This is a genomic window from Streptomyces sp. NPDC048258 (assembly GCF_043201995.1).
GTDB lineage: Bacteria > Actinomycetota > Actinomycetes > Streptomycetales > Streptomycetaceae > Streptomyces.
On the sequence record NZ_JBICZH010000006.1, the window covers coordinates 231,457 to 243,122 of the forward strand.

The 11,666-nt window shown below is 70.7% G+C and carries 12 protein-coding genes; 3 read left to right on the forward strand and 9 right to left on the reverse strand.

Annotated features, from left to right (window positions below):
• Position 1: 1 nt before the first annotated feature.
• From ACGFYQ_RS16815 to ACGFYQ_RS16830, 4 genes are all read right to left on the reverse strand, one after another.
• Positions 2 to 478: a copper chaperone PCu(A)C gene (locus ACGFYQ_RS16815; RefSeq protein WP_393744444.1), complete on the reverse strand. Its 477-nt coding sequence runs from the start codon at positions 476 to 478 to the stop codon at positions 2 to 4.
• Positions 475 to 1,128: an SCO family protein gene (locus tag ACGFYQ_RS16820; RefSeq protein WP_393744446.1), complete on the reverse strand. Its 654-nt coding sequence runs from the start codon at positions 1,126 to 1,128 to the stop codon at positions 475 to 477. Before ACGFYQ_RS16820 ends, ACGFYQ_RS16815 begins: the two co-directional genes overlap by 4 nt.
• 68 nt (positions 1,129 to 1,196) lie before the next feature.
• Positions 1,197 to 1,925, reverse strand: a complete 729-nt coding sequence (locus ACGFYQ_RS16825; protein WP_393744448.1) for a YcnI family protein — start codon at positions 1,923 to 1,925, stop codon at positions 1,197 to 1,199.
• Positions 1,926 to 2,034: 109 nt separating this feature from the next.
• Positions 2,035 to 2,877: a hypothetical protein gene (locus ACGFYQ_RS16830; protein WP_393744450.1), complete on the reverse strand. Its 843-nt coding sequence runs from the start codon at positions 2,875 to 2,877 to the stop codon at positions 2,035 to 2,037.
• A gap of 212 nt (positions 2,878 to 3,089) precedes the next feature.
• Here ACGFYQ_RS16830 and ACGFYQ_RS16835 point away from each other — a divergent pair, with 212 nt between their 5' ends.
• Positions 3,090 to 3,533, forward strand: a complete 444-nt coding sequence (locus ACGFYQ_RS16835) for an ATP-binding protein (protein ID WP_393744452.1) — start codon at positions 3,090 to 3,092, stop codon at positions 3,531 to 3,533.
• A 204-nt stretch (positions 3,534 to 3,737) separates the two neighbouring features.
• On the opposite strand, the gene ACGFYQ_RS16840 is transcribed toward ACGFYQ_RS16835, so the two are convergent.
• Together ACGFYQ_RS16840 and ACGFYQ_RS16845 are read right to left on the reverse strand one after the other, a co-directional pair.
• Entirely contained in the window at positions 3,738 to 5,204 is a 1,467-nt protein-coding gene (locus ACGFYQ_RS16840) for an aminopeptidase P family protein (RefSeq protein ID WP_393744454.1), read from the reverse strand.
• 130 nt (positions 5,205 to 5,334) lie between these two features.
• Positions 5,335 to 6,888: a PP2C family protein-serine/threonine phosphatase gene (locus ACGFYQ_RS16845; RefSeq protein WP_393744456.1), complete on the reverse strand. Its 1,554-nt coding sequence runs from the start codon at positions 6,886 to 6,888 to the stop codon at positions 5,335 to 5,337.
• 430 nt (positions 6,889 to 7,318) lie between these two features.
• Here ACGFYQ_RS16845 and ACGFYQ_RS16850 point away from each other — a divergent pair, with 430 nt between their 5' ends.
• On the forward strand, positions 7,319 to 8,077 hold the full coding sequence (locus tag ACGFYQ_RS16850; RefSeq protein ID WP_393744458.1) for a bifunctional DNA primase/polymerase: 759 nt from the start codon (positions 7,319 to 7,321) through the stop codon (positions 8,075 to 8,077).
• Between the two features lie 109 nt (positions 8,078 to 8,186).
• The gene (locus tag ACGFYQ_RS16855) at positions 8,187 to 8,777 is read left to right on the forward strand and encodes a hypothetical protein (RefSeq protein ID WP_393744460.1); all 591 of its coding nucleotides are present in this window, start codon (positions 8,187 to 8,189) and stop codon (positions 8,775 to 8,777) included.
• A 181-nt stretch (positions 8,778 to 8,958) separates the two neighbouring features.
• On the opposite strand, the gene ACGFYQ_RS16860 is transcribed toward ACGFYQ_RS16855, so the two are convergent.
• From ACGFYQ_RS16860 to ACGFYQ_RS16870, 3 genes are all read right to left on the reverse strand, one after another.
• A complete protein-coding gene (locus ACGFYQ_RS16860) occupies positions 8,959 to 9,933 on the reverse strand; it encodes a DUF5926 family protein (RefSeq protein WP_393744462.1) in 975 nt (324 codons plus the stop codon).
• Between the two features lie 202 nt (positions 9,934 to 10,135).
• Complete coding sequence (locus ACGFYQ_RS16865; RefSeq protein WP_393744464.1) at positions 10,136 to 10,651, reverse strand: ATP-binding protein; 516 nt, start codon at positions 10,649 to 10,651, stop codon at positions 10,136 to 10,138.
• A gap of 171 nt (positions 10,652 to 10,822) precedes the next feature.
• A complete protein-coding gene (locus ACGFYQ_RS16870; RefSeq protein WP_393744466.1) occupies positions 10,823 to 11,623 on the reverse strand; it encodes a glycerophosphodiester phosphodiesterase in 801 nt (266 codons plus the stop codon).
• Positions 11,624 to 11,666 lie beyond the last annotated feature (43 nt).

The window sequence follows — 11,666 nt, forward strand, 5'->3', positions numbered from 1 at the left end:
GTCAGTGGGCGTTGGAGTTTTGCGCGGTGTACGTCCGTTCCTTCACGTCGAGTTCGACCTTCACGGGGTCGGCCTTCTCGAAGCGCAGCTCGACGGTGACCTTGTCGCCGACCTTCGGGGTGCTCTTGAGCCCCATGAACATGATGTGGCTGCCGCCGCGCTCCAGCTTGAGCTCGCCGTTGGCGGGCACGTCCAGGGACGGGACCTGCTGCATCTTCTGGTCCTTGGTCTCGTGGATCTGCAGATCGTCGGAGAGCGTGGAGGTCACGCCGGTGAGCTTGTCGGCGGTCTTGGAGTCGTTCTTGATGACCATGAACGCGCCGGCCATCTTGTCGTTGACGGGCTCGGGCATGAACGCGCCGCTGACCGTCGGCGCGGCCTCGGCCGCGTCGTCCTTGGAGTCGGAGCAGCCGGATATGGCGAGCGCTGCCGTCAGGGAGAGGGCGGCGGCGAGGGTGCGGGTGGTGCGGGCGGTCACGGGTTCTCTCCCTTGATGATCTTCGGCAGGTCCTTGGTGTAGTCGTCGACGGTGGCGCCCTCGCCGTAGAGGACGTAGCCCTCGTCGGTCTTGGGCGAGAATGCGATGACCTGGGCGCCGTGCATGGAGACGACGCTGCCGTCCGCCTCCTTCTTGGCGGCCTCGATACCGATGCCGAGCGAGCGCGCGGCGGCCTGGATGGTGGCGAAGTCCCCGGTGAGGCCGGTGAAGGCCGGGTCCTGGGACCTGAGCCACGCGCCGAGGGAGTCGGGAGTGTCCCGCTCGGGGTCCGTGGTGACGAAGACGACCTGGAGCTTGTCCTGCTCCGCCTGGGGGAGCGCCTTCTTGGCGACGGCGATGTTGCTCATCGTCAGCGGGCACACGTCCGGGCAGTTCGTGTAGCCGAAGTAGATGAGTGTCGGCTTGCCCTTGGTCTGCTCCCGCAGGTTCCACGGCTTGCCGGTGGTGTCCGTGAGGACGAGCTCCGGCTTGCTGAAGGGGCGGTCCAGAACGGTCGCGGCCTTGGCCTTGTTCTGGCCGCCGGAGATCTGGGTGACCGAGCCGGCGTCGGCGGGTTGGCCGCCGCAGGCGGTCAGGGTGAGCGCGGCCGCCGCGAGGAGAGCGGCGACCGTCACACGTGTGGTGCGCATGAAGAGTTGTCCCTGGGATCGGGGATTTACGGATGTCTGAGAACGACAGGCCTTACGGGCGCGACCGGTCAGGCGGAGCGGCGACGCGAGGCGACGCCGAAGGCGACACCGCCGAGTCCGATGACGATGCCGGCGATGCCGAGGACACGGGCGGTCGTGTCGGAGCCGTCCTTGTCGGCGGCCTCGTCGTGGCCGTGCTGCGCGTCCTTGGCGTCCTTGTCGGCGTTCTTGGCCTGGTCGGTCTTGGCGTCGCCGTGGTGGTCGTCGCCCTTGGCGGCGGTGAGCTTCAGGACGGGCGCCGGGTTCTGCGGTTCCGCGGCGCCTTCCTTGGCCTCTTCGATCCACCGGACGACCTCGTTGTTGTCGTACGTCTGGATCGCCTTGAAGACCATCTGGTCGGCGTTCTCGGGGAGCTTGCCCACGGACAGGGGGAACTGCTGGAACTTGCCGGGCTCGATCTTGCCCCCGGACCAGGTGACCTTGGTGACGGCCTCGTTGATCTGCTTGCCGTGCACGGTCAGCGGCTTGTCGAGCTTGCTCTTCTCGACCGTCACGGTCCAGCCGGGAACGTCCTGCGGCATCACGGACGTGAGCGGCTGGTCGACCGGGAAGTTGACCTCCAGCTGGGTGGTCGACGCGTTGTCGCGCTCGTTGGGCACCTTGAAGTTGATCGTCGCGTAGCCGCCCTTGGTGGCCTCACCGGGCTGTACGCCGACGTGGGCGAAGGCAGTGCCGGAGAGGACGAGGACGGTACCGGCGGCGAGGGCGACGGCGAAGGAGACGCGAGAGGCCTTCATGGCAGAAACACTCCACGGGATCGGTGGTGACGGGGCTCCGGGCGCGGGCGCGCGCGGAGTTCGCGGCACCGGTGCTCCCGCCGTGTGTCCCGGGGAGGAGGGTGCCGCGTCAGGCTGCGAGGGCGAGCGCCGTGGGCGGCCCGCGCCTGATCACCGAGTGGTGGAGTGCCTCCCGGCCGGTGGCTGCGGCGGGATCGGCCCCGGTCCGCGGGACCCGCGCGGTACGGGCGGGCGCGCCCGGGAGGCCGGCGCCCAGGGCGCGTACGAAGGCCAGCGCGGCCCGTAGCGGGCGTACCGGTGCGGCTTCGGCGGAGATCCGGGACAGTTCGACGAGCCGGAAGAGTGCGGCGTCGCCGCGGCCGAGGAGCCAGCCGGCGGCCAGCGCCGCCAGCAGGTGGCCGAGCAGCATGGCCGGGCTGAACAGCCCGGTCGCGGGCGCTGCGGTGGAGGCCTGGGCCAGGTGCGTGTGAGTGCTGTGCCCCTGAGCCACGACCTGCCCAGCCTGGGTGAGCTGTCCGGCTTGTGCGGTCAGGGCAGCCGGGTCCAGACCGGCGGACTCCAGGATCTGGCGGGCGTCGGCGGGGCTGAGCGGTACGGAATTGCCGCCGCACACCAGCCTGGCGGCGAGTTCCGCCAGCGAGGCGTCGGAGGCCCCGGCCGGTGCCTGTTCGGCCGCGGCGCCGTGCTGGCCGAGGCCGAACAGCACGTGCAGCGTGAGTTGCCCGGCGGCCAGCCCGGCGGCGATGCCGGGCAGCGCGCGACGGCGGCCCGCGAGCGGGGCCGCGACGGCGAAAACGGCGAGGAAGCCCATGCACAGCGACCACCAGGGCACGGTGGCGCAGGACGCCAGGGCGTGCCCGGCCGCGGACAGCACGACACAGACCGCGGTGAACACCGCGGCCCGGATCAGCCGGAGGCCGGTTCCGGCGTGCGTCGCGTGGGGGTCGGTCATGGCCGGGCCATCATCGCACTGCCCTTGAGGCCTTCATACGGCAGGTCCGGAAGGTCCCATGCGTCCGCCATGGGCCGCTTCGACGGCCACGGCCAGGTGGACGCCGCATACACCGGGGTCCGGGAGGGCCGCGTCGGCCGAACGAGGGCAATGGAGCGCTCGGACGGCCGACGGGCGCTTACGGCCCACCATAGGCGGCAATAGGTAACGGTATGAGCATCTGGTGGTCTCTCCACTTGAGGCGCGAAGCCGCGAGCGTGCCGCTCGCCAGGCGACTGCTGCTGGGGACGATGGAGACCGCGGGGGTGGACCCGGACATCTCCTTCGACCTCTCTGTGGCGCTGAGCGAGGCGTGTGCGAACGCGGTGGAGCACGGCGGGGGCGGCGGTATCGCGGACGAGACCGGGGCGTACCACGTCACGGCGTATCTGGACGGGGACCGCTGCCGGATCGAGGTGACCGATTCGGGTCCGGGGTTCCCGCCCGCCACGGAGACCCGTCACAGACCGTCGCTGGCCGAGCACGGCCGGGGCCTGCACCTGATCGAGGAACTCGCCGACCACGTCCGCTTCCGCAACCGGCCGGGCCGCGGTGCGGTGGTGAGCTTCGACAAGATGCTGAAGTGGCGCGACGACGCCCTGCTGAAGGTGTCGTAGGCGCGCCGAGTGGCAGGTACGCCACGTCGTGGGCGCGCCGAGTGGCAGGTGGGCGCGCCGAGTCGCAGTACGTCGAGTCGCAGGTACGCCGAGCCGTAGGTACGCCGAGCCGTAGGTACGCCGATGGGCGGGATCCCGCCCATCGGATCCCGCCCATCGTCACGCAAAGGGGGTCGGCCCCCGAGGGGGCCAGCCCCCGGGCCGTCAGCCCTTGAGGCGCGCCATCCAGGCCTCGACCTCGTCCGAGGTGCGGGGCAGCCCGGCCGACAGGTTCCGGTTGCCGTCCTCGGTGACGAGGATGTCGTCCTCGATCCGGACGCCGATGCCGCGGTACTCCTCGGGCACGGTCAGGTCGTCGGCCTGGAAGTACAGACCGGGCTCGACCGTGAGGCACATGCCCGGCTCCAGGGTGCCGTCGACGTAGGCCTCGGTGCGCGCGGCGGCGCAGTCGTGGACGTCCATCCCCAGCATGTGGCCGGTGCCGTGCAGGGTCCAGCGGCGCTGCAGGCCGAGCTCCAGGACACGCTCGACCGGCCCCTCCAGCAGACCCCACTCGACGAGCTTCTCGGCCAGCACGTGCTGGGAGGCGTCGTGGAAGTCGCGGAACTTCGCACCCGGCTTGACGGCGGCGATGCCGGCTTCCTGGGACTCGTAGACCGCGTCGTAGATCTTGCGCTGGATGTCGGTGTACGTGCCGTTGATCGGCAGCGTGCGCGTGACGTCGGCGGTGTAGAGGGAGTGCGTCTCCACACCGGCGTCGAGCAGCAGCAGGTCGCCGGAGCGGACGTCGCCGTCGTTGCGGACCCAGTGCAGGGTGCACGCGTGCGGGCCGGCGGCGCAGATGGAGCCGTAGCCGACGTCGTTGCCCTCGACACGGGCGCGCAGGAAGAAGGTGCCCTCGATGTAGCGCTCGGAGGTGGCCTCCGCCTTGTCGAGGACCTTCACGACGTCCTCGAAGCCGCGGACGGTGGAGTCGACGGCCTTCTGCAGCTCGCCGATCTCGAAGTCGTCCTTCACGGCGCGGGCCTCGGAGAGGTAGACGCGCAGTTCCTCGTCGCGCTCCTTGGTCACCTTGTCGGTGAGGGCGGACTCGATGACCGAGTCGTGGCCGCGCACGTTGCGGACCGGGCCCTCCGCCTCGGTGAGGGCCTCGGCGAGCTCGCGCACGTCCTTGGCGGGGATGCCCAGGAGCTGCTCGGCCTCGGTGAGGGAGTGGCGCCGGCCGACCCACAGCTCGCCCTGGCCGGAGAGCCAGAACTCGCCGTTCTCGCGGTTGGAGCGCGGCAGCAGGTAGATGGTGGCCGTGTGGCCGGTCTCCCCGGTGGGCTCCAGGACCAGGACGCCGTTCTCGGTCTGGTCGCCGGTGAGGTACGCGTACTCGGTCGAGGCGCGGAAGGGGTACTCGGTGTCGTTCGAGCGGGTCTTCAGGCGGCCCGCGGGGACGACGAGCCGCTCGCCGGGGAAACGGGCGGACAGCGCGGCGCGGCGGGCGGCGGTGTGCGCGGCCTGGGCGATGGGCTCCAGCCCGTGCAGCTCGGTGTCGGCCCAGCCGGTGCGCATGCTCTCGGCGAGTTCGTCGCTGACGCCCGGGTACAGACCGTTCTTGCGCTGCTTGTGCGTCTTCTTGGGCTGCTCTTCTTCCGGGGTCTCCGGGGTGAGCTCGTCAGCCACGTCTTCTCCTCAGCTGCGATGGGTGTGGACCTGGGTGTGGGCCCTGTCCATCGTAGGTGGGAGGGGAAACGCCCGGGAGGGCATGTGCTGTTTGGCACAAAACAGCTGTAACAGACCAAATGGCCCCAGCTCACTCGAACCGGGCGGCGAGCAGCACGATGTCCTCGGGGAGGTCGGCTGGTTCCCCTTCGGGCAGCACGGTCCGCAGGATGTGGTCGCAGAGCGCGGCCGGGTCGTCCCGGGCGGTACGGGGAACCCCCGCGGCCGCCGCGTGCAGCCGGGCGTATGCCCGGTCCATCGGGTCTCCGGTGCGCCGCAGCAGCCCGTCCGTGTAGAGCAGCACCGTTTCTCCGGGTGAGGGCTCGATCTCCACGCTCGGCGCCTCCCAGCAGGACAGCATCCCCAGCGGCGCGGAGAGCGAGGTCTCCACGTACTCCGTGCGGCGCTCGCCGATCAGCAGCGGCGGGGTGTGTCCCGCACCGGCCAGGATGATCTTGCTCCCCTGGCTGCCCGCACCCGGGCTTCCGAGGGGCTCGCAGTAGGCGAAGAGCGCGGTGGCCGAGCGCGCGGGCTCGGTGAGGCGCAGCAGCAGCTCCAGGTCGGACAGGACGGCGACGGGGTCCTCGCCCTCCATGACGGCATAGGCGCGCAGCGAGGCCCGGAGCCGGCCCATCGCGGCGACGGCGCCGGGCCCGGATCCGGTGACGGAGCCGACGGCCAGCCCCAGGGCGCCCTCGGGCAGCGGCAGGGCGTCGTACCAGTCGCCCCCGCCGCGCGGCCCGGTGTGGTGGCGGGCGGCGAGCTGGACCCCGGGGATCCGGGGGAGCCGGCTGGGCAGCAGTTCCTCGCTGATGGAGGCCAGGCGCGAGCGGGAGCGTTCCACCTCCAGCATCCGGGCCAGGTGCTCGGCGGCGTGCCGCACGTACAGCCCGGCGAGGTCGCGCTGGCGGTCGTTGGGCTCGGCCTGCTCGTCGTAGAGCCAGACGGCCGCGCCGAGCCGGCCTGTGGCCTCGGCGGTCAGCGGCAGGGCGTAGCTGGCGGCGTAGCCGAGGCGGGCGGCGACCTCGCGGTGGCGGGGGTCGACGGGGGCGCCGAAACCCCCGGTGCCGGCGGGCTCGCCCGGTTCGGGGAGCACCTCGGAGCCGCCTCGGGCGTCGGGGAGACCGTCGAGGATGCGGCCGTACGAGGTGGCGCTGCGCGGCACCGTCTCGATGTGGCCGAGGTCGGCGTGGCCGAGCCCGAGGCCGATCGTGTGCGTGGGGCCGAGTCCGTCGGAGGGCTCCAGGACGATCAGGCCGCGGCGGGCGCCGACGAGTGCGGCTCCGGCGCGCAGGAACTCGTGGAGGGAGGAGTCGAGATCGCTGGTGCGGGCCAGGCGCTCGGTGAGTTCGTGGAGGGTGGTGAGGTCCGAGACCATGCCCGCCAGCCGGTCCTGGATGAGGCTGCCCGGTCCGGGCGCCGGGGCCGGGGCGGGGGTGGTGCGGGCGGTCGTGGGCGCCACAGTGTGCGGTGACGTCGTCACTGCTGGATCGATTCCAGCCACTTTCGGCAGATGCGGGGCGCTCATGGCGTCCGCCTTTCCACCTGGTGCGATTCGCCATATAGCATCGCAAACCCCCAGATCGTGCTGCGCCGCCATCAAGGAATCCACATCTACACGCACACATGGATGCATGTCCAGCATTGCCCAGGTGGGAATCCTGGTGTCCGTGGGGCGGCAACTCACTGTCCAGCCAAGGCTAGAACTTGGCCGGAAAAAGCCGGAAGCGAACGGTTTTTGCGGTCGACTGGACGGGCTCTACAGGGGGTTCGGGTACGTAATCGGTAGTGCTCGGAGCCAGTTGGCGCCGCCTGGTGCCGCTTCGGCACTGCCCGGGCAGGCGCCGGGAACCGTCCGGCACGGGACGCCGTCCTTAGCGGCGGCAGCCGGTCTCGGTATCCGGTGCGGGTCGCGCTCCGCCCCCGCCGGACGTTTGATGGACCCGTAAGAAAACTGCACGAACCGTGTGAACCTGCTTATTGCGGACAGTGACGCGAAACGTGTACGTGTGGTGAGACACCGCTTACATGGTGTGATGTGGCCCTCGACGTTCAACGGAAAGGAACGAGCGCTCATGCGCGAGATCCTCGGAAGGCGTCTCCAGCGGCTCCGTGATCGTCTTCAATCCCTGCGCCCCACCCCGGAAGAGACCAGCGGCACGTCGGCTCTCCTCGACGCGGCGCTCACCTGCGCCACCGCATGGCAATGGCCCGTGCTGCCCGGCGTCGGCCGGTCCGCCACGGACGGATCGCGCTGCGCCTGCCCCGACCCCGACTGCGTCGTCCCCGGCGCGCACCCCTTCGACCCGGGGCTGCTCGCTGCCACCACCGACCCCCGGATGGTGGCCTGGTGGTGGACCAACCGGCCCACCGCCCCCGTCCTGATGGCCACCGGCGGGACCGCTCCGTGCGCGGTGAGCCTCCCTGCCGCCGCGGCCGCGCGGGCCCTCGTACGGCTGGACGCGCAAGGCATGCGGCTCGGGCCGATCGTGGCCACGCCGACGCGCTGGTCGCTCCTGGTGGCGCCGTACTCGCTGGAACAGCTCGGTGAACTCCTGTACGCCAAGGACCACGTGCCGTCCTCGCTGCGCTTCCACGGTGAGGGCGGATATCTCCTGCTGCCGCCCTCCGCCGCGTCCAGCGGCGGCCAGGTGCGATGGGAACGGGAACCGCTTTCGGGGCCGGCGCGTCCGGCGGGGCCGGTGCGACCGGCGGGGTCGGCCGGGCCGGTGCGCGCGCCCGAGCTCTGGCTGCCCGAGGTCGAGGCGGTCGTGCACGCGCTGGTCGAGGCGAGCAGTGGTGCGCCGGGCGGCGGCAGCCGACTCGCGTACTGACCCGCCCCGGCTCGGCTGATCACTCGTACGGGTGCCAGCGGAACGAGTTTCCAAGGGAATTGGGCGCGGGGATCTCCGTGCCCCTTTCCCGCATCGCTATCTTCGGCGAATGAATCTCCGCCTGATCGGTATCGGTGCCGGTGTGCTGATCATCTTGTCGCTCCCGCTCGCAGGAGCGATCGCCGGGCCGGATTTTGCCGGTCAGGATGACGGAAAAGGCGGCGGCTTGTTCTCGACGCTCGGGCTTTCGGACTCCTCAAGTCCGTCGCGTTCGTCGCGTACATCTCCTGAGCCGCCCGCGCCTTCGGCGGCGCCGGCCGGTCCCGAGCGGCCCGGCCCGGTCGAGCAGCCCCGTACGGATTCCCGGTGCGGCCCCGAACTGTCCTCGCCGCACGGCGTGGAGGCGCAGACCTGCGTCCTGGAGGGTGAGGGCCGGACGTGGGGCCGGAGTTACTACCGGAACACCAGTGGTCGCGCTCTGGATGCGGTGCTGACGGTGATGGGGCCGGCCAGGCGCACGGTGCAGATCCGGTGCACGGTCGGCGCGGGCGACGAGCCGGGGCTGTGCGAGACGCCCAAGGAGGATTCGGTCGGAGCGCCGGACAGTTACTCCGCTGTAGCGGAATTTGCAGTTCCGGATGATGAAGGACAGCTGCTGCTTCGGTCCGGGAGCAACTCACCGACACCAAGTGACGGTTGAGTGTCACCGGAAATGGAAGGGCCCGGTCGCTGGCGACGGGGGATGCACCAGCGACCGGGCTACAAGAACGGTAACAAGAGATCGCCTGTACGCAAATTCGATCTCTGATATTCAGACACCGATTTGCAGACGATTAGCGGGAGTTGTGACTCCGGTCACCGGGCCTGCGCGGGGGTGCGGGTCAGCTGAGGGTCACCTGGCGGTTGGTGAGTCCGCCGCGCGCCCGGCGCTCCTCCGTGGTGAGCGGTGCGTCCGAGGCCAGCGCCGTGGCCAGCCGCTCCGCGAACTCCGCCGCGGGCTTCTCGACGTCGTCGGCCGTGACCCCGGTGGGCAGGTCCCAGACCGGGACCATCAGGCCGTGCGCACGGAAGGAACCGACCAGTCGGGTGCCTTCGCCGAGCGAGGACGTGCCGGCCGCGTGCAGCCGCGCGAGGGCGTCGAGCAGCTTCTCCTCGGGGTGCGGCATGACCCAGCGCAGGTGGTTCTTCTCCGGGGTCTCGCACCAGTAAGCCGCGTCGACGCCGGCCAGCTTGACGGTGGGAATGGCGGCCGCGTTGGCGCGCTCCAGCGAGGCGGCGATCTCCGGGGAGGCGCTCTGGGCGCTCTCCGATTCCGGAATCCAGAATTCGAAGCCGCTGTGCACAACCGGCTCGAAACCGCCGTCGGTGTCCAGGAGATCCTGAAGTCGCGGTCCCTCGGCCGGAACCCGGCGAGCCGCAATCGGAGTACCGGGCTCCGCTACGAGCGCCCGCTCCAGGGTGTCGGCCATGTCGCGGCCGAGGTCCCCGGTGGAGGAGTCGTTCTGCAGACCGAGCAGGACGGAACCGTCCTCGCGGCGCAGCGCCGGCCAGGCCATGGGGAGCACGGTGACCAGCGTGACGGAGGGGACGCCCTCGGGCAGGCCGCCCTTGAGGGACAGCGGAACGGTGGCCGCGGGCACGAGTTCGCGCAGCGCGACCCAGTCGCACTCGCCCGGCAGGCCCTCGAAGGGGCGCTGCACGTGCTCGGTGACGGCGTGCGCGGCGGCTGCGCCGTGACAGGCCTTGTAGCGGCGCCCCGATCCGCAGGGGCAGGGTTCGCGGGCGCCCACCACCGGGATCTCACCGTTGTTGAGCTGCGGCTTTGCAGTCTTGGCTGCGGGGCGCTTCTTGGCCATCGTGGGTGTCTCCCGGTTGCGGCGGTACGGCGTCGTGTCTGGGCGCGAGCCTAGCCGTTCGTACCGCCGGAACCGGTGGGGTGCGGCCGGGAGCACGGTCGGCGTGCGCTCCCGGACGGCCGCCTGTGCGGATGACCGGTACTACTGTGATGACTCCTGCGATTACCGGATTCTGCGGTGATCGGGATCGGGGATCCCGGGTTCACGGATCCAGATCGTCGAAGGCCGTACTGAAGTCGATCGCCGGGGGCGCAACGCGCGTAGCGAAATCGTCGTGCCGGGGCCCACAGGCAACGATCACCCAGACGGTGACCTCACCCGCCGCTCCATCCCGGACACCCCAGTCCTGGGCCAGGGCGCTGATGATGTTCAGCCCCCGTCCACCGCGCGCGGTGACCGAGGGCGTCGAAGGAACAGGGCGAGTGGGCCCGCCCCCGTCCGTGACCTCGACCGTCAGTCGCCCCGCTGTGTCGACGCGCCATGCGGCGCGTATCTCCCCGTCCCCGACTTCCCGCGCGCCCAGTGGCCTGCCGTGTCGACAAGCGTTGCTGAGCAGCTCGGAAAGGATCAGTACGGCATCGTCCACGACCGATTCGGACACCCCGCTGATACGCAACTGCTCGCGCATCCGCTGTCTCGCCTCGCCCACGCCCGCAGGACCATGGCGTACATCCATGTACGACGACGTGGGCACTTCCTGTGCCACCACCAACGCCACCCCCGGAACCTCCTTAGCCCCACGCATGGTCTGGATGCCCCAATGGCCTGGACCGGAAACCGCCCAAGCGGAGCCCTCTGACGCATTCATGTCGAATGAATGCGGAACGGATGCGCCGGGGCACACCCTGTGACCAGCGGGGCGGGAGGGGTCGGTGGGTGAAAAGGGGCATCAGCGTCCGAGTTGGGACAGAACCTGGCGAGGTCTGTTCGTGATGATCGCTTCTACACCCAGATCAGCGCACAGCTGAACGTCTTCTGGCTCGTTCACTGTCCACACGTGGACGGAATGACCCGCGGCCTGGAGCTTGCGGATGAACGCGGGGTGGTTGCGCACGATCCTCATGCCGGGACCGGCGATCTTCACCCCGGCGGGCAGCCGGCCGTCGCGCATCCGGGGCGAGACGAACTGCATCAGGTACACCGTCGGGATCGTCGGGGCGCCCGCCCGCACCCGGTGCAGGGAGCGTGCCGAGAAGCTCATCACCCGCACCGGGTGCGGGCCCTCAGCGGGCGGGGCGTCCAGGCCGAAACGCTTGAGGAGGAACAGGAGGCGCTCCTCCACCTGTCCGGCCCAGCGGGTCGGGTGCTTCGTCTCGATCGCGAGCTGCACCGGCCGTCCGGCGTCGGAGACCAGCTCCAGCAGGCGCTCCAGGGTGAGGACGGAGGTGCGCTCGGGGTCCGCGTCCCAGTCGGGGGACTCTTCGCGGTCCTTCCAGGAGCCGAAGTCGAGGGCGGCGAGATCGGCCAGCTCCAGGGCGGAGACGGCGCCGCGGCCGTTGGACGTGCGGTTCACCCGGCGGTCGTGAACCAGGACCAGATGGCCGTCGGCAGTGAGCCGGATGTCGCATTCGAGAGCGTCGGCGCCGTCCTCGATGGCCTTGCGATAGGCGGCCAGGGTGTGTTCGGGGGCATCCTCCGAGGCGCCGCGGTGGGCGACGACCTGGATGGGGCGCGGCGTTGCGTGGGTCACTGGGTCATGGTGCCACCGACAGCCCGTCGGGCGTCGAGGCCAG

What these genes read in the sequence shown, in the direction of transcription:
- ACGFYQ_RS16820 (WP_393744446.1), bottom strand. Translation starts at nt 1,128, where the DNA reads ATGCGCACCACACGTGTGACGGTCGCCGCTCTCCTCGCGGCGGCCGCG.
- ACGFYQ_RS16825 (WP_393744448.1), bottom strand. Translation starts at nt 1,925, where the DNA reads ATGAAGGCCTCTCGCGTCTCCTTCGCCGTCGCCCTCGCCGCCGGTACC.
- ACGFYQ_RS16830 (WP_393744450.1), bottom strand. Translation starts at nt 2,877, where the DNA reads ATGACCGACCCCCACGCGACGCACGCCGGAACCGGCCTCCGGCTGATC.
- ACGFYQ_RS16835 (WP_393744452.1), top strand. Translation starts at nt 3,090, where the DNA reads ATGAGCATCTGGTGGTCTCTCCACTTGAGGCGCGAAGCCGCGAGCGTG.
- ACGFYQ_RS16845 (WP_393744456.1), bottom strand. Translation starts at nt 6,888, where the DNA reads ATGCTGGACATGCATCCATGTGTGCGTGTAGATGTGGATTCCTTGATG.
- ACGFYQ_RS16850 (WP_393744458.1), top strand. Translation starts at nt 7,319, where the DNA reads ATGCGCGAGATCCTCGGAAGGCGTCTCCAGCGGCTCCGTGATCGTCTT.
- ACGFYQ_RS16855 (WP_393744460.1), top strand. Translation starts at nt 8,187, where the DNA reads ATGAATCTCCGCCTGATCGGTATCGGTGCCGGTGTGCTGATCATCTTG.
- ACGFYQ_RS16860 (WP_393744462.1), bottom strand. Translation starts at nt 9,933, where the DNA reads ATGGCCAAGAAGCGCCCCGCAGCCAAGACTGCAAAGCCGCAGCTCAAC.